The 15874-nt window shown below is 49.9% G+C and carries 14 protein-coding genes; 5 read left to right on the top strand and 9 right to left on the bottom strand.

Annotated features, from left to right (window positions below):
* Positions 1-240: 240 nt before the first annotated feature.
* Genes A7K98_RS02790 through A7K98_RS02780 form a run of 3 tightly spaced genes read right to left on the bottom strand, consistent with a single transcriptional unit; the run spans position 241 to position 2967 of the window.
* Entirely contained in the window at positions 241-1236 is a 996-nt protein-coding gene (locus A7K98_RS02790) for a DUF2891 domain-containing protein (protein WP_087487195.1), read from the bottom strand.
* Between the two features lie 25 nt (positions 1237-1261).
* Complete coding sequence (locus A7K98_RS02785; RefSeq protein ID WP_087487194.1) at positions 1262-2248, bottom strand: DUF979 domain-containing protein; 987 nt, start codon at positions 2246-2248, stop codon at positions 1262-1264.
* The gene (locus A7K98_RS02780; protein ID WP_087487193.1) at positions 2245-2967 is read right to left on the bottom strand and encodes a DUF969 domain-containing protein; all 723 of its coding nucleotides are present in this window, start codon (positions 2965-2967) and stop codon (positions 2245-2247) included. The genes A7K98_RS02785 and A7K98_RS02780 overlap by 4 nt, the downstream gene beginning before the upstream one ends.
* 638 nt (positions 2968-3605) lie before the next feature.
* On the opposite strand from A7K98_RS02780, the gene A7K98_RS02775 reads away from it, so the two are divergent.
* Positions 3606-4094 carry a WbuC family cupin fold metalloprotein gene (locus A7K98_RS02775; RefSeq protein ID WP_087487192.1) on the top strand — a complete coding sequence of 163 codons (489 nt, stop codon included), beginning with the start codon at positions 3606-3608 and terminating at the stop codon, positions 4092-4094.
* 54 nt (positions 4095-4148) lie between these two features.
* On the opposite strand, the gene A7K98_RS02770 is transcribed toward A7K98_RS02775, so the two are convergent.
* The 6 genes from A7K98_RS02770 to A7K98_RS02745 form a co-directional block, all read right to left on the bottom strand.
* Positions 4149-4970 carry a COG4705 family protein gene (locus tag A7K98_RS02770; RefSeq protein ID WP_157665827.1) on the bottom strand — a complete coding sequence of 274 codons (822 nt, stop codon included), beginning with the start codon at positions 4968-4970 and terminating at the stop codon, positions 4149-4151.
* A gap of 29 nt (positions 4971-4999) precedes the next feature.
* Positions 5000-5620, bottom strand: coding sequence for a VTT domain-containing protein (locus A7K98_RS02765; RefSeq protein ID WP_087487190.1), 621 nt, complete (start codon positions 5618-5620; stop codon positions 5000-5002).
* A gap of 110 nt (positions 5621-5730) precedes the next feature.
* Positions 5731-7125, bottom strand: a complete 1395-nt coding sequence (locus A7K98_RS02760) for a heavy metal sensor histidine kinase (protein WP_087487189.1) — start codon at positions 7123-7125, stop codon at positions 5731-5733.
* Positions 7106-7807: a heavy metal response regulator transcription factor gene (locus A7K98_RS02755; protein WP_087487188.1), complete on the bottom strand. Its 702-nt coding sequence runs from the start codon at positions 7805-7807 to the stop codon at positions 7106-7108. Before A7K98_RS02755 ends, A7K98_RS02760 begins: the two co-directional genes overlap by 20 nt.
* A complete protein-coding gene (locus A7K98_RS02750) occupies positions 7804-10884 on the bottom strand; it encodes an efflux RND transporter permease subunit (RefSeq protein ID WP_087487187.1) in 3081 nt (1026 codons plus the stop codon). Before A7K98_RS02750 ends, A7K98_RS02755 begins: the two co-directional genes overlap by 4 nt.
* Positions 10884-12023: an efflux RND transporter periplasmic adaptor subunit gene (locus tag A7K98_RS02745; protein WP_087487186.1), complete on the bottom strand. Its 1140-nt coding sequence runs from the start codon at positions 12021-12023 to the stop codon at positions 10884-10886. The genes A7K98_RS02750 and A7K98_RS02745 overlap by 1 nt, the downstream gene beginning before the upstream one ends.
* Positions 12024-12720: 697 nt before the next feature.
* On the opposite strand from A7K98_RS02745, the gene A7K98_RS02740 reads away from it, so the two are divergent.
* From A7K98_RS02740 to A7K98_RS02725, 4 genes are all read left to right on the top strand, one after another.
* On the top strand, positions 12721-13530 hold the full coding sequence (locus A7K98_RS02740; protein WP_087487185.1) for a transporter substrate-binding domain-containing protein: 810 nt from the start codon (positions 12721-12723) through the stop codon (positions 13528-13530).
* 66 nt (positions 13531-13596) lie between these two features.
* Complete coding sequence (locus A7K98_RS02735) at positions 13597-14271, top strand: amino acid ABC transporter permease (RefSeq protein ID WP_087487184.1); 675 nt, start codon at positions 13597-13599, stop codon at positions 14269-14271.
* Positions 14271-15017, top strand: coding sequence for an amino acid ABC transporter permease (locus A7K98_RS02730; RefSeq protein ID WP_087487183.1), 747 nt, complete (start codon positions 14271-14273; stop codon positions 15015-15017). Before A7K98_RS02735 ends, A7K98_RS02730 begins: the two co-directional genes overlap by 1 nt.
* Positions 15018-15053: 36 nt before the next feature.
* Positions 15054-15791 carry an amino acid ABC transporter ATP-binding protein gene (locus tag A7K98_RS02725; protein ID WP_087487182.1) on the top strand — a complete coding sequence of 246 codons (738 nt, stop codon included), beginning with the start codon at positions 15054-15056 and terminating at the stop codon, positions 15789-15791.
* Positions 15792-15874: the final 83 nt, after the last annotated feature.

Here is a 15874-nt window from a genome sequence, read left to right as displayed (position 1 = left end):
CTTGCCAGAATGAGTACCAGAGAGATAAGCCCTTTGCCCGGCACAGCCTGAGCATTGTTCAGGCTGTGCCGGAAAGCCGTCTTCTGATGTCCTGCTTTGACGTTCTGTGAGGAAAAACACTAAACATCAGTCCGGGATAAAACCAGCCATCCGACATCCTGCCTGCCAGAGCTACTCCCCTACCCTTTTCAGCAAATCTCATGGCCTGCCATAATAACAAACACCCTGCGGATCAGTACGTTACTCCAGTGCCAGCAAGGCAAAACTGGCTAACCAGTGACCGCCACTATAATGGCTTTCGACGACATGACCCACACTGGCTTTAAGATGTCGCGAAATGGCGTCCTTTAACTCAGTTTGTGCGGGATGATTGTCGGCTAAGGCATGAGAAATATGTTTCATGCACCATGCGCGGCTAAGGTTTAATCCGTCAAGATGAGCAATTTTAGGGTCAATACGATCACTAACCACCGCCGGGTTCATCAGTGTAGAGGCAGCTCCTAAATCCGGTAAGAAATTATCAAACCAGCCAGCAAAATCTGAGGCCACTTTACTCATTAACAACGCTTCAACCAGCCCTCCGGAAATAAATTCATCCCCTGCAGGTTCATAATTTGCCGGGTAGTCAACATCCGCAAGATAATAGCTCTTTGCAGCATTCAGAATCACTGTCTCGAGAGTCTGGTCCTGCAGTGACCGGGCATAATCCAGGCCCAATACCAGAGCGAAGGCGGTATTAAAATGAGTTCCCACCCGAATCGGGTAGGTTAATTTACTCAGGTAATCCATCAGCCGTTCTCTGATATCCCAGGTCAATGGCTCCAGACACCGGGACCACTCAGTAGCCTGAGGCAGAGACGAATTTTTAAGTTCCTGCGCCAGCGCCAGTAACCATCCGTATCCGTACGGTCGTTCAAACGACGCACGGGAGGGTGCATTAAAGTAAGCCAGTTCCTGTGCAATATTGTCCGGCGTGAAGTGCTCATCAAAAAGTGTGATGATCTCCGGCCGGCAGGTAAGCTCCGGATAAAGGCTGAGACAACGAAGCAAAAGCCAGTAACCATGAACCGCAGAGTGCCAGTCATAACAGCCATAGAAAACAGGATGCAATTCCCGCGGAGACAAAACATCAGCATCCCCGTTCAGTAAATGCATAATGTGGTTTGGATATTGCTGACGCAGATACTGCAATGGCATCCGTGCAAAGGCTTCCGCCTGTTGCTGAGTTAACTTCATACCCACTCCTTAATCTGTTGTCGCATTATCGAAACACGAGAAAATACATGAGGAAAACATTAACCACCAGCAGAGTGATTGCCGTAGGGATCTGGATTTTGATCACCTGATATTTATCTTTCAGTTCCAGCAGTGCAGCGGGAACAATGTTGTAATTCGCCGCCATCGGCGTCATCAGTGTTCCGCAATAGCCGGCATACATCCCGATGGTCAGCAGCGGCGCCGGATTTGCATGTTGGATATTGATTAAAAAAGGCAGGGCGATTCCCGCTCCCAACACAGGGAAAGCCGCAAAGGCATTACCCATAATCATGGTGAAGATGGCCATACCGACACAATAAATCACCACCAACATAAAGCGGTTATCCGGGTTTACAAACAGACTCACTATCTTTTGCACCGAATGTCCCGTATTGGCTGCCACAAAGACCCCACCCAGCATCGCCAGCATCTGTGGCAGGATCACCGCCCAGCCAATGGTATCAATCAGGCGTCGCGATTGCCGGACAGCTTCAAGCGGGGTGCCACGGGTAAGCCACCAGCCAGTTAAAATAGCCACCAGGCAGGCAACGCATAATGCAGCCAGTGTGAGTTGTTGCTGGTCAATCAGATACACCCCTCCGATGGAGATGCCCTTCAGAAACAGGGTACCGAGCACCGTAACCACAGGAATCAGCAGTGCTGGTAAGAAAAGCCAGTTTTTCAGTCGCTCTGAAGAGGCAATACGTTCAGCTTCATCAGACGTTTTATAATGCCCTTTACCCACCAGGCCAAATCCGGCAAGCAGCGCGATGACAATAACCGCGCCACCAATGATGCGATACGCCAGCGAGCGACCTAATTCCTGTATCATCAGATCGCCGAACAGAAAAATACCACCGAACAGGAACCAAAACAGTGCAGTAGTAAAGCGTTTAGGGTTACCCCGATCACGCAATGTCATCATTACCAGTAACATCACGATAAAACCAATCAGATAATACACACGGTTCATGGTAATCAAGGTTGTCATTCGATACCCTCCCCTTGAGCCCGGGAGGCTTTCCAGGCCATGACTTCCCGGTGAATACTGGCATCAAGTCGCAATAAACGGGACATATGGATAATCAATGCCGCGATAGCTGTCGGAATAGCCCACAGGCCGATATGCAGCGGTTCGACACCAGTTATTCCGTTTTCCCTCAGGAAGGCATCAATCAGTAAAACTGCGCCAAAAGCGATAAAGATATCTTCACCAAAAAAGACCGCGATATTGTCACAGGCTGCGGCATGGGCTTTGATTTTGTCACGGATAGACTGAGGAAGTTCACCGTACTTATTCAGCGCGGCGCCTTCGGCCATTGGGGCCAGCAAAGGCCTGACCGTTTGTGCATGGCCGCCGATTGACATTAAACCGAGCGCCGCCGTACCTTCTCTGGCGACAAAATAGATCATCAGGATTCGCGCCGATGTCGCACTGGCCATCTGAGCGACCCAGGACTGGACTCGCTCTCTCAGGCCGTAATGTTCCAGCAGCCCAATCACCGGAAGGATCAAAATAAATACCGCCAGCGAGCGGCTGCTGACGAATTTTTCGCCAAAAGTTTCCAGCAACATGCCGAAATCCATTCCGGTCAGTAAGCCGGTTGCCAGCCCGGCGACCACCACGACCAACAGCGGATTAAAGCGCATGGCAAAACCAATAACCACTATCGGTATACCGATCAGTGGCAACAACTCCGAACCATTCATAAAATTTCCCCTGTAAAAGTGACTGGTGCAGCCGGTGGTTTCTGAAAACACCCCGGCAATAATTTATCGACTGAGTGATTTATCTGATTGTTAAAAAAGATATTTTTTGGCAGTTACCATATTAATTCAGAAGAAATCCCCCGTAGCGATAGTATGAAAAAATATATGTTATTACTATCTCTTATCGCTGAATGCGCCTGTTACGGCCTCACGGGTTAATTAAATCCGTGCTCCGAACCCCGTCAGGCAACAACATCCTATGCAATCCTCTTGCCAGAATAAGGCCGTGAATGTTCCCGTGTGGTGATCGGTGCAGCTCACAACTTACAGGCCAGCAAAATGTCACCGGACCGAAGGTGAAACCTGATTCCCCGCTGCGTAACTCAGTTGAAAGATGGCCATAACCCGGTGAGGGCTCTGATTATCGATAACCAGTAATATCTGACTAATGTACGATTACCTGGCCGGACAGAGGCCGGTGAAGGTTGGCATACCGCAGAAAAATGTCGTTATAACTGCTGGTGACAGGCCACGGCAACGCTCATAATCATCGCAGCGCCAGCAGATTTACTCTGGCGCGGCGAATTTACCCACAGACAGACGGATACGAACTATCCGGCTAACGCCAGGCGACAATGATGAAACAAATTACTTTAAGTGATATGCAACAGCAGAGTGCTGCAGCAGCGGCTTCTCCGCGATTACGCGCCCACCGTAATCTGCATCCGGAGCTAACGGACCCGGTGCAGCGACTGGCGATTGCCATGGAACCGGGCACCTATGTCCGCCCCCACCGCCATCCACATACCTTCGAGTTGTTGCTGCCATTAAGTGGCCGCTTCCTGGTACTGCATTTTGACGATGAGGGTAAAGTTCTGCGGCGGGCAATTCTTGGGGAAGAGAGTCGGGTACTGGAGACCGAAGCCGGCGTCTGGCATGCGGTATTATCTCTCGATCCTGGTGGGATTATTTTTGAAGTCAAACAGGGAGCCTACCAGCCGGTCAGTGAACAGGACTCAGCCGCGTGGGCTCCGGCCGAGGGCGAAACCAGCTGCGCAGAACTGATGGCGTGGTACGCCACCGCTCAACCGGGTGACGACGGAAAATCAGCTTTTATTAAGAAATAAATTCCGGATGTGGGCGGCAGGAAATTATCGTGCTAACAGCCACCCGCAACCTGGTTATCTCACCGTCTTAGCAGAGCGATAACGCCACTGCTGCAACACCCTTTCACCGGCCATAATAAATAAACTTCCCACCGGCACCAGGCTTATCAGTGATTCCCCGGGACCGATGCCCCCCTCCTCTTTAGGCTGTAATAACAAATCACTACAAGCCTCACCAAACGGACGGGTCAGAACGCAGGCACACCAGAAACACAGCACCCTGTTGGCATTAAAGGTAAAGCAGGCCACGGTAACAATTGCCACCCATACGCCAAAAAACAGTGCGGTACTGTCGTAGCTCAGTGCCAGCCGGTTTGCCAGACCATCTCCGGCCAGAGTCCCAAGAGAACAGCTGCCAAACATCGCCAGCCAGTAGCAGGTCTCGCGGCAGGGGTTATCCGTCAGTTCAGGAGCCAGCGTTTTTTCCCTGATATACCAGGTTATAAAGATAATCAGTAACAATCCGGCAAATCCCGGAGCAGAGATACAGGGTGATAATTGCCAGACATCAGTCAGACTGTCGGTGGTTAGCGTGCTGAAAATACTGACCAGCGAAAGTGTCGCCCAGTAACTTATCGCCTGATACTGTGTAGCATTCATCTGATAAAACAGTGCGATGATCAACAGTAAACCACTCAGTAACAGCGTAGGGTTCAGCCCTAACTGCCAGTGAATATTCAGATAATCGGCGGCAGCCTGTCCGCATGTGGCTGACATCATCTTCACCAGCCAGAACGTCAGCGTAATTTCCGGCAACTTACCGGGCGGCGGCGCACCGCAGGGTTTACTCCTTACGGTGGGCGCGATGTTGTGGGTCTTGCCCGTAAACTCTGTCATATCACCTGTCCGGCCTGTGATACCACTGATTAGCGGATAGCCTGGCGAACCAGCTGCAAGCCAACAGGGATGAGAGACAGGATGATAATAACCAGTGCCATTAATTCCATATGCGCCTGCACCCATGTTACCGATCCCAGCCTGTAACCCATGCTGATAAAGAACAGGCACCAGCTAAACCCTCCGGCAAAATTCCACAGCAAAAACTTACCTGCCGGCATCTGACCGGTTCCCGCAAGGAACGGGGCCAGTGTTCTGACCACCGGTATAAACCGACCGATAAAAATTGTCGCAGTGCCGTATTTTTCGAAGTAGTGCCGTGTCCGGGCTACATGCTGTGGCTTAAGCAAACGCTGGTTAATAACCCGCTGCCCAAACACTGAACGACCAATAAAATAATTCAGACAGTCACCGGCAAATGCGGCGACCACCATCACTGAAACTGCCAGTACGGGGGAAATATGGCTGCCGGCCATAAACGCGCCCAGGGTAAAAATGAGCGAATCTCCCGGCAGGAACGGGGCTATCACAAGGCCCGTTTCGCAGAAAATGATCAGCGCAATTATCGCCAGGCCCCAAAGCCCGTATTGCGCCAGCAGCTCACTGATATGCTGAGCTGAGAAGAAGACTAACAGGTCATGTATTGCCATCGATGGCTCCGGAAAAGGCTGAAATAACTTTCCCGAATTATCAGCTTTCAGCCATGACCAGAGAGCAACCTGAGTATTACAATTTTGTAAGAATTGCCGCTGTTAACTGTCTACAGGGGCAACTGAAGAGTAAAACAGCTCCCCTGATGCAGGGTACTGGTCACCTCTATTTTCCCGCCATGCAGTTCGGCAATAGTTTTCACCAGTGCCAGCCCTAACCCGGTATTTTCGGCATGACTACGGGCATCATCAACCCGGTAAAAGCGGTCAAAAATATGAGACAGATGTTCAGCACTAATCCCTTCGCCATTATCAGATACCGATAACAGAACACAGTCATTGTGCTGTTGTGCGCTGAGCTCTACCCACCCGCCAGCGGGAGTATGTCGCAGGGCATTGGAAAGCAGATTAGAAAGTGCACGCTGTAAATGCAGCGTGTCTGCGTGAAACATCACCTCACCTTTACTGGTTAAGGTAATATTTTTTTCTTCCGCCAGGATATCGTAAAAATTGATCAACCGTGCGAATTCTGTCGCAGAATTTAGCAGTTCCGGATGCAGTGGCTCACGGCTGTTATCTGCTCTGGCCAGAAACAGCATCGAAGAAATCATCCGCGATAATCTTTCCCCTTGTTCGACAATCGCCGCCAGTGTGTCACGGTATTCTTCTGTACTGCGGGCCTTGCTTTGCGTCACACTGGCGGCAGAAATCAGATTATTAATCGGGCCACGCAGTTCGTGAGCAATATCGGAAGAGAACCGGCTAAGCTGTTTAAACGAAGATTCCAGTCGCGTCATCATTCCGTCAAACGAAGCTGCCAGGGTATTCAGTTCAGCGGGCCAGCGTTGTGTTGCCAGTCGGGTATGCAAATGTTCAGCATGAACATATTCAATCTGTTGGCTCATCTTACGCAGCGGCGACAGCCCGCGTCGCGCCAGCCAGTAACCGATGGCAGAAAAGGCAACAATCGCCAGTGCAGCGGCTACCTGCATCCGCTGCCAGTAATCCTCAATAATTTCATTATTTCTTGAGACATTTAAGGCGGCCTGCACCAGCCACGGCTGATTACCCTTCAGAATAAAATTGGTCGAGGCAATCAGATATTTTTCGCTGATATCCCCGGTTCGGTAACGCCAGCTGGTATACCTGAATTCCCGGGACGGAGGAGGAAAATCAGCCTCAGGGGTACGCATATTCTTAGACTGCGCCCAGACCTTTCCATCCGGACTGATAATCCGCAACGATAAGCGATCCTGACGGGCAATAAACTCAAATAACTCTTTCTGCCAGAGATCTTCGGGACCCTGACGTTCACTAATGGTGGTGGCTATTTCCTGTTGAAACTGCAAAGTACTCCGCAGTTCACTTTCATCCTTCTGAGTCAGCTGGTTACGCATTGTGGAATAAAGCAGCACCGAAACACTGTACAGCACCAGTGTCATGGCAACGGTAAACCACAATGTCAGCCGTATAGTGATCGGCAAATTACGCGGTATCAGTGTCATTTCTCTCTTCCAGAACGTAACCCGCGCCTCTGATGGTATGTAACAGTTTAACGTCATAACCGTCATCAATTTTACTGCGTAACCGGCGGATAGCGACATCGACCACGTTGGTTTCCGGGTCGAAATTCATATCCCAGACCTGCTCTGCCAGCACAGTCCGGGATAACACTTCTCCACTGCGACGCATTAGCAGGCTTAACAGCAAAAACTCCTTCTGCGTCAGTTCAATGCGCTTTCCGGCACGGGATACTCTGTGACGGATAAAATCGAGCTGTAAATTACTGATTTGCAACGCAGGTTCTTCGGCTGCGGCCGACAGAGTTGACTGGCGGCGCATAATCACCCGGACTCTTGCCAGTAGTTCACTGAATGAAAAGGGTTTTATCAGATAATCTTCTGCACCCAGTTCCAGTCCCCGCACCCTGTCTTCCACATCATCTCGTGCCGTAAGGAACATGACCGGAGTAGTTTTCCCCGCCTGACGTGCCAGTTCCAAAATTTTCCAGCCATTCATCCCCGGCAACATCACATCGAGGATTGCCAGATCGTAGTCGCTTGTCAGCAGATAATGCAGCCCGTCAACGCCATTGCTGGCCACATCTACCACAAAGTCATTTTCTTTCAGACCCTTAGAAATGTAGCCTGCGGCCATCGACTGGTCTTCAACCAGTAAAAGTCTCATGATTCCTCCTGTGGCGGACTGGCTGTAGTGTGCGGTTTCACCGAACGGTCAAATAACAAATACAGCACCGGTGTGATAAATAAAGTGATCAGTTGCGAAAACACTAAACCACCAACAATCGCCACCCCCATCGGCTGGCGGAGTTCAGCCCCTGCCCCCCAACCGCAGGCTATCGGCATGGCCCCCATCATGGCACAGAGGGTAGTCATCATTATCGGCCTGAAACGCTGCTCACAGGCCTGCACAATAGCTTCATAAGGCGATAAATGGTGTGTCCGTTGTGCCACCAGCGCAAAATCAATCATCATAATGGCATTCTTTTTCACAATACCAATTAATAACAGAATACCAATCATCGCAATAAAGGTAAGGTCCATATGCAACAGCCGTAATGCCAGTAATGCACCTACAGCAGCCGAAGGCAGGCCGGTTAAAATGGTCAGCGGATGAATCCAGCTTTCGTACAACACTCCCAGGATGACGTAAATCACGGCAAGCGCCATCACAATAAGCCAGATCTGACTGGACTGAGATTGCTGATACAACGCGGCCTGACCAGCATAACTTCCAAATACCGAAGGCGGCATCTGAATACTGGCTTGTGCCTGACTGATGGCCTGAGTTGCATCTGATAACGATTTCCCGGGTGCCAGATCAAACGACAGTGTGATGGCCGGCAGTTGTCCCTGATGATTCACAGCGGTAACACCCTGAGTTCGTGAGATATGTACAAAAGTCGTCACCGGCAACAGGGTATTTGCAGCTGAACGCACATAAATTTTGGACAGATCGCTCTCGTTCTGCCGGAACTGGTTAGCAACTTCCATAATGACTTCATAACTGTCTTCCGGGGCAAAAATCGTCGATACCTGCTGGGTACCAAACGCCGCGTAAAGGTTACTGCGAATCTGGCTGATATCAACGCCCATCAGCGAGGCTTTATTTCTGTCAATCTGCAGACTGGCCTGCAGTCCATTAAGCTGAGCATCGCTGTTTAGCCCGACAAAGACACCTGTTTTATTCATTTCATTCATCAGCTTATTAGCCCAGTCATTCAGCGATACCCCTCCGCTGCTGTTGACCGACTGCAGTGTGTACTGGTAGCTGCTTTTTGAGGTTCGGCCACCGACTGTCAGGTTCTGTTGCGGACTAAAATAGACTGTAATTCCTGGCAGGCCGCTGGTTTCGCTACGCATTTTGCTAATCACCTGCGCCATTGGCGGTCGCATCGTTTGATCTTTCAGCATCAACGTCAGTTGTGTCGTGTCATGGTCCACCTTGGTGACCATATCTTTAACTGCCGGATCCTGTAGCAAGCGTTGCCCCAGTTGTTGTGCAATCTTAAGCCGTCCGTCGTATGACATATCCTGTGGGGTATCGATATTGGCGGTGATTAACCCGATATCTTCCTGCGGGAAAAATCCTTTAGGCGCGCTCCAGTAAAGCACTGCTGTCAGTAACACCATCGCGACTGCCGTCAGGATCATCAGGGCCTTATGATTCAGTGCCCGCATCAGCAATTTCATATAACCCTGACGCAACGCCTCAAAACCGCGTTCAAAATATCCGGACCAACGCGGCTCCCGCTCAGTATGTGTGGTGGGTTTAATCAGCATTGTGACCAGCAACGGAATAATGGTCAGAGAGGCGGCGGCAGAGACCAGAATGGCCAGTGAAACAACCCAGGCGAATTCGTGAAACAGCAGTCCCATCGTACCTGGCATAAAAAAGATCGGAATAAACACTGCCACCAACGATATGGAGATCGATATGACAGTAAAGGCAACCTCCCGCACACCTTTCAGCGCGGCCTGGAACGGCGTTTCCCCCTCTTCCAGGTAACGCATAATATTTTCCAGCACCACAATGGCGTCATCCACCACCAGTCCCACGGCAATGGTCAGCCCCATCAGTGAAATGTTATCCAGACTCATTCCCAGCAGATACATCAGCCCGAAGGCACCCAGCAGCGACACAGGAACGCTGAGAGCGGGGATAAGTGTTGCCCGGACATGCCGTAAAAACAGCAGAATCACCATGACAACCAGAGCTATCGTCAGTAACAGCGTGATATTTACATCGTGGATGGCACTGCGGATCGACAATGAGCGATCGTTAAGTATTTTCATATGTACCGACGCGGGCATCTGTGCCTGCAATTTCGGTAACAGCTGATGAATCGCATCCAGTGTCGCAACGATATTAGCCCCAGGCTGGCGACTGATGCTCAGCACAATAGCCGTGTGTCCGTTTACTGCACTATAGCTGAGGGTATTTTCAATACTGTCCTGCACACTGGCAACATCAGAAAGATGCACCGGCTGGCCGTTACGGGTTGCAATCACCACGCCCGCAAAATCTGCCGCGTTTTTCAAATCCCCCTGAGTCTGCAACATCATCATCTGGCGCTTACCGTCCAGCTCACCAATCGGCGAGCTTGAGTTTGCCGCAGTCAGCGCAGCCTGTACTTCCGATAGCGTCAGCCCGGTCGCTGCCAGCCGGTCCGGATCAATTTCCACCCGAACGGCATAGCGTTTTTGACCAATCACATCCACTTCTGCCACACCTTTGATGGTCGAAAGCGCAGGAGAGATTAAGTCATCACTAAAACGGTTAAGATCCGAAAGCGTCATCGACGGTGAGTCGATACCAATCTGCGCTATCGGCGCATCGGCCGGATTCACCTTGCGAAATGATGGGGGGGTGGTCATTTCCGCAGGCAATTTTTTCATGGTCTGATACAACGCCGACTGAACATCCACCGCCGCTGAATCGATATTTACCGAAGGATCAAACTCCAGAACAATAGTGGTCGCGCCTTCCAGACTGTTGGATGTCATGGTCGACAGACCTGGGATGGTCGAGAGATTTTTTTCCAGCGGCAAAGCGACCGAAGTAGCCATAGTCTGCGGACTGGCCCCCGATAATGACGCATTCACCTTGATGGTAGGAGTATCAAAGGCCGGTAACGCCGCAACCGGCAAGTGATTCCAGCAAATAAATCCTGTCACTATGACCGCCAGCCACAACAACATCACTGCTACCGGTCGCCGGAGGCACATCTCAGAAAACTTCATCAGTTACTCTCCGGATTTACAACATTAGCACCGGAGCTAACCCTGACTGCCATGCCCGGACGCAGGCTATTGGCACCTTCCACCACCACCTGCGTTCCCTGTGAGATACCTTCAACAATAGCCATCTGTTGCTGAACTCTCAGCAGTTTGACCGGCTGGATTTGTGCCTGGTGTTTATCGTTAACCAGATAAATAAAATGACCGTCCGGACCATTCTGCACAGCCTGAGGTGGCAGTACCACCGAACCGGCAGTGACCCCTGCATCGACCGTCACCGCCTGATAAGCCCCCGGCCAAATCAGATGTTGCGCGTTACTGAACCGGGCTTTCAGGGCAATGGTCCCGGAATCGGTGCTGACGGTGTTGTTGATAAAATCGAGCGTTCCGGTCACCGCTTTACCGCCGGCATCATTGATTTGTACCAGCACCGGCCCCTGATGCCCGGCAAGAATAACCGCGTTCAAATCCTGTTCCGGTAAGGTAAAGGACACACCAATCGGATCAAACTGGCTGACCGTCACCAACGGAACGGTACTGCCCGGCTGAACCAGGCTACCGGGGTGCACATTCAGTGCCCCTGTTTTACCGCCGACAGGAGCATAAATTTGCGTGTAACTAAGCTGAGTTTGTGCGGTTTTTACGTCATCCTTTGCCGCAAGTAACTGGGCACTGTACTGTTGCTGCGCACTGGTCAGAGTGTCCCAGTCAGAAGCCGAGATGTAGTTTTTTGCTTTTAGCGCCCGTCCACGCGCCAGATCGCGCTGAGCCTTGTTCAGCTGAGCCACCGCAGCAGTCTGAGCCGCCAGAGCATGATGCAAATTTGCCTGCTGGCTGCTGTCATCCAGGGTGAACAGCAGTTGCCCCTTATGAACAAAGTCCCCTTCTTTAAAGGCGACGCTTTTTACGGTACCGGTCAGCTGTGACTGAATATCCACCTGATTGAGTGAAACCGCATGACCCTGGGTGGTTAGCGTCAGCGGCAGCGATTTCACCTGTGCCGCTACCAGACTGACCAGCGGCGTCGCCACTGTTTTGGCCGGTGCCGAAACGGCATTCGGGTGGAAAAACAGATAAGCTGTAAGCAGAAAACCTGCCAGCAACAGAGTGATCTTTAGTGACCTGAATCGTAGCAATTTCATCGCGGTAGCAGTCCGGTATTAAATTGCACCAGTTTACCCGCCACTCCCCGGGCAAAAGGGGGACGGGAAGATGACAATTTTGTCATTTTTACTGGGCGACAGACGCCGGTAATCATTCCGGCGTTGCTGCCATCACCAGCCCGGATAACGTCTTTGTCAGGGCTTAACCGTTATGGTGACTAAGCTCCACTGGCAGATAAATGCCAGGCCATCTGGCTACAGGATTTTAAAAAATGCGCTCTCAGGGCAGATTATTTTTAGGTTGGATTTAAAAATCTGCCACTACCCTGCCTGTTTTTACCATTTGATAAAAAATAGCCGCCCTCAATTTAATTTCATTTAATAGTTAATTTATGATTCAAATAACAGAAAACTCCTCTGAATGGTGCAGAAACATCTTTTATGGTGCGCCAAATAAGTGCAGTTAAATAATAATTACAAATAAACTCACCGTAATATTAAAACGATGCGTACATAAGTATTCCGTATAATTTGGATATATCAATGAATTAGCCAGACACTGTACGCCCGTCGCTCACCCCCACGCTATACAACAAGCAATAAATCAAGATATTTAACTTAAATAACATTGATTTATATCAAAAAAAACTACTGATTGACAAAAGACAGATTGTTGACAATCATCAATCCATTCTAAGTTCACAATTCCCGTCATTGACCAGAGAGAAATATTGCCATGTTTAAAAAATTCTTCTGTAGCATGATTCTGAGTATGTTAGCGGTTTCAGCTGTAATTCCGACGGCTAACGCCAGATCACTGGATGATATAATTAAAAGCGGCACCTTGCGGATTGGTGTATTACCAAATTCTCCGCCGCAATCCTCTATTGGTGCCACCAATCAACTGGAAGGTTTCGATATTGATGTCGGAAATAAATTAGCCAGTGAACTGGGCGTCAAAGCCGACTTTGTCATGACCGAAATTGCGCAACGGGTGCCTTTCCTGGTCACTGATCGTATCGATATCTCGTTAGGTGGTCTGACCCGGACTGTCGAGCGAGCTAAATCAATCAGCTACACCGTGCCGTTACATACTGAATCCATGGGCGTGCTGACCACCGATAAGCTCAATATCAAAAGCTGGAAAGATCTGAATAACTCTAAGTACACGCTGGTACTGATTCGTGGGGTCTGGACTGCTGACTTCCTGAAACAAAACCTGCCGCAGGCCAAAATCCTCTACGTTGATACCATGGCGGATACCATCAGAGCGCTGGCCCAGGGGCGTGCTGATGCTTTAGTTGAAAACATTGAATTCTATATGCCGTTCACTGCCAATTATCCGAACGTCAAATGGAAAGTGTTCCCGGAAGCCATTAACACCTCCTACGATGCCGTAGGACTGGCGCAAAACAATACCCCGTTACGCGATGTACTGAATATTGCACTCTACGATATGCATACCAGTGGTTTCGTTAACAACACCTGGCTGAAATGGTTTAAAGCACCGATGTTAGTGAAAATTAACCCTAACCCTTACTTCTAAGTAAAACAATAACTTATTAATCAACCGAACAATCAGATATTACGGTAATTTTCGGAGAATAGAATTATGCATTACACCTTTCAGTTTGGTGAGGTACTGCAACACTGGAATGAACTACTTACCGGAGCTGCCATTACGCTTGTTGTCGCATTTATTTCATTCTGGATTGGGTGCGTCATCGGACTGTTGGGTGCTCTGGCAGAGCAGCATGCAAGATCCGGGGTAAAAAAATTAGTCCGGGGTTATGTGATTTTCTTCACCAATACGCCATCGTTAATTCAGATTTTCGTGTTGTTTTATGGACTGCCCGATTTTGGCATTGTTCTTTCCCCCCTGACCGCCGTATTAACCGGCCTGTCTCTGAATGCCGGTGCCTACCTGACCGATATTATGCGCAGCGGGCTGATCTCTGTCAGCAAAACCGAGCTGGAAGCGGCACAGACACTGAATCTTTCCGCATGGCAGAGTTTCCGCTATGTCACCCTGCCGCATATTGCGAAAACCATCTATCCGGTACTGTCGAACTTTTTTATCTGGATATTACTGGGTAGCTCTATCGGTGGTCTGTTTGGCGTCAATGAATTAACCGGCGCCGTTATCGATATCAGCTCAACCACCTTCCGCAGTATTGAGGCGTTTTCGGTGGCCGCCGGGATGTACGTCATCCTGACCTTTATTGCCAGCGCGATGTTGTACGGTGTTGGTTACTGGTGTTTCCGTGTCAGAGCGAGGTTTATTTAATGCTCACCCTTTCTCAGCAAATCATTAACTTATGCAATGCCTTTACCCTGGAATTTATCCTGAAGGCGGCATGGAACACCCTGACTCTTTCAGCCATTGGGTGTTCCGCGGGATTAATCGCTGGCTTTATTATTGCCTGCCTGCGCCAGACCAGGCACGTGGTTTTTCTGCCGCTGCGGGTGGTTACCATCGTACTGGTTGAACTGCTGCGCCGGATTCCATTTTTGGTGACACTGTTTTTAATCTTTTTTATTTTCCAGGGGATCGGAATCGATCTCTCCTTCTACTTCATCGGTCTGATTGCCGTCTGTCTGATCGCCAGTGCCTATATGGCTGAAATTTTCCGTACCGGTTTCGAATCTGTGCCTAAAACTCAGATTGAAGCGGCTCAGACCCTTAACTTCAGTCACCGTCAACTGATTCAGTTGGTGATGCTACCGCAGGCATTGCGGGTTGTGATCCCTCCGGCATTCAGCTTTATGGTGTCATTTATTAAAGATACCGCCCTTGCCTCACAACTCGGTGTCGTGGAACTCACGTTTTCCGCCAAAATTCTTATCAGCCGCGGATATTCATCGTTTCTGATCTATGGGCTGATATTGCTGATCTATTTCGTTATGTCTTACCCGCTGAGCCGGTTAGGTAAACGTCTGGAACAACGACTGGCCGCCGGGAAAACTGCCCGGGATACCAGTAAATCAGGTGAAACACAGAGCAACCCACTGTCAACGCTCACTCCCCCCTGATATCGGTCATTGCAAACTATTTACAGGAGCCCGGTTATGTCACAGTTAGAGATTGTTGGTCTGAAGTGTTCTTACGGTGAGCACACCGTATTAGATGGTATTAACCTGACAATTAAGCCCGGAGAGATAGTCAGCCTGATCGGCGGTTCCGGGTCAGGAAAAAGTACCCTGCTCAGAGTGATTATGGGTCTGACCCGTCCTCTTGCCGGCGCGGTGCGGGTCGAAAATAATGAACTGGATTATGACTCAGCACAGAGCGTGCGTGAATTTCGCGAGAAGGTCGCCATTGTGTTCCAGCAGTACAATCTTTTCCAGAACATGAGCGTGCTGGAGAACGTGATGGTTACCCCGGTAAAAGTACAAAAACGTCACGCCAGTCAGGTTAAAGAAGAAGCGATGAGTTTACTGGCCAAAGTCGGGATGCAACATAAGGCCGATGCTTATCCGGCCAATCTGTCAGGAGGCCAACAACAGCGGGTTGCTATCAGCCGTGCGCTGGCATTAAAACCCAAAATATTGCTGCTCGATGAAGTAACCTCGGCGCTGGATCCGGAATTAGTTGGTGAGGTACTGAATACCGTCCGGCAGCTTTCCCGTGAAGGCATGACGATGATTCTGGTCTCTCACGAAATGAGCTTTGTCCGCGAAGTTTCGCATAAAGTAGCAATGATGGATCAGGGAAAGATTATTGAATTTGGTCCTCCGGAACAGATTTTCGGTGATCCCCAGGTACAAAGAACCCGGGATTTTGTGAAAACTGTTGCCTGGCACTAATCCCTGGCGGGCAGATCCGGTTGCCGGATTTACCTGCCCTGCTAAGACCTGAGCAGTTGCTCAGGTCTTTTAATCACCAATTG

The sequence above is a fragment of the Tatumella citrea genome, from assembly GCF_002163585.1.
Taxonomy (GTDB): Bacteria; Pseudomonadota; Gammaproteobacteria; order Enterobacterales; family Enterobacteriaceae; genus Tatumella; species Tatumella citrea.
Note: the sequence above shows the minus strand (reverse complement) of the source record. Positions and strands in the feature narration are given on the sequence as shown.

Coding starts and splice junctions, on each gene's coding strand:
- A7K98_RS02790 (WP_087487195.1), bottom strand. CDS start 1,236: ATGAAGTTAACTCAGCAACAGGCGGAAGCCTTTGCACGGATGCCATTG.
- A7K98_RS02785 (WP_087487194.1), bottom strand. CDS start 2,248: ATGACAACCTTGATTACCATGAACCGTGTGTATTATCTGATTGGTTTT.
- A7K98_RS02780 (WP_087487193.1), bottom strand. CDS start 2,967: ATGAATGGTTCGGAGTTGTTGCCACTGATCGGTATACCGATAGTGGTT.
- A7K98_RS02775 (WP_087487192.1), top strand. CDS start 3,606: ATGAAACAAATTACTTTAAGTGATATGCAACAGCAGAGTGCTGCAGCA.
- A7K98_RS02770 (WP_157665827.1), bottom strand. CDS start 4,970: ATGACAGAGTTTACGGGCAAGACCCACAACATCGCGCCCACCGTAAGG.
- A7K98_RS02765 (WP_087487190.1), bottom strand. CDS start 5,620: ATGGCAATACATGACCTGTTAGTCTTCTTCTCAGCTCAGCATATCAGT.
- A7K98_RS02760 (WP_087487189.1), bottom strand. CDS start 7,125: ATGACACTGATACCGCGTAATTTGCCGATCACTATACGGCTGACATTG.
- A7K98_RS02755 (WP_087487188.1), bottom strand. CDS start 7,807: ATGAGACTTTTACTGGTTGAAGACCAGTCGATGGCCGCAGGCTACATT.
- A7K98_RS02750 (WP_087487187.1), bottom strand. CDS start 10,884: ATGAAGTTTTCTGAGATGTGCCTCCGGCGACCGGTAGCAGTGATGTTG.
- A7K98_RS02745 (WP_087487186.1), bottom strand. CDS start 12,023: ATGAAATTGCTACGATTCAGGTCACTAAAGATCACTCTGTTGCTGGCA.
- A7K98_RS02740 (WP_087487185.1), top strand. CDS start 12,721: ATGTTTAAAAAATTCTTCTGTAGCATGATTCTGAGTATGTTAGCGGTT.
- A7K98_RS02735 (WP_087487184.1), top strand. CDS start 13,597: ATGCATTACACCTTTCAGTTTGGTGAGGTACTGCAACACTGGAATGAA.
- A7K98_RS02730 (WP_087487183.1), top strand. CDS start 14,271: ATGCTCACCCTTTCTCAGCAAATCATTAACTTATGCAATGCCTTTACC.
- A7K98_RS02725 (WP_087487182.1), top strand. CDS start 15,054: ATGTCACAGTTAGAGATTGTTGGTCTGAAGTGTTCTTACGGTGAGCAC.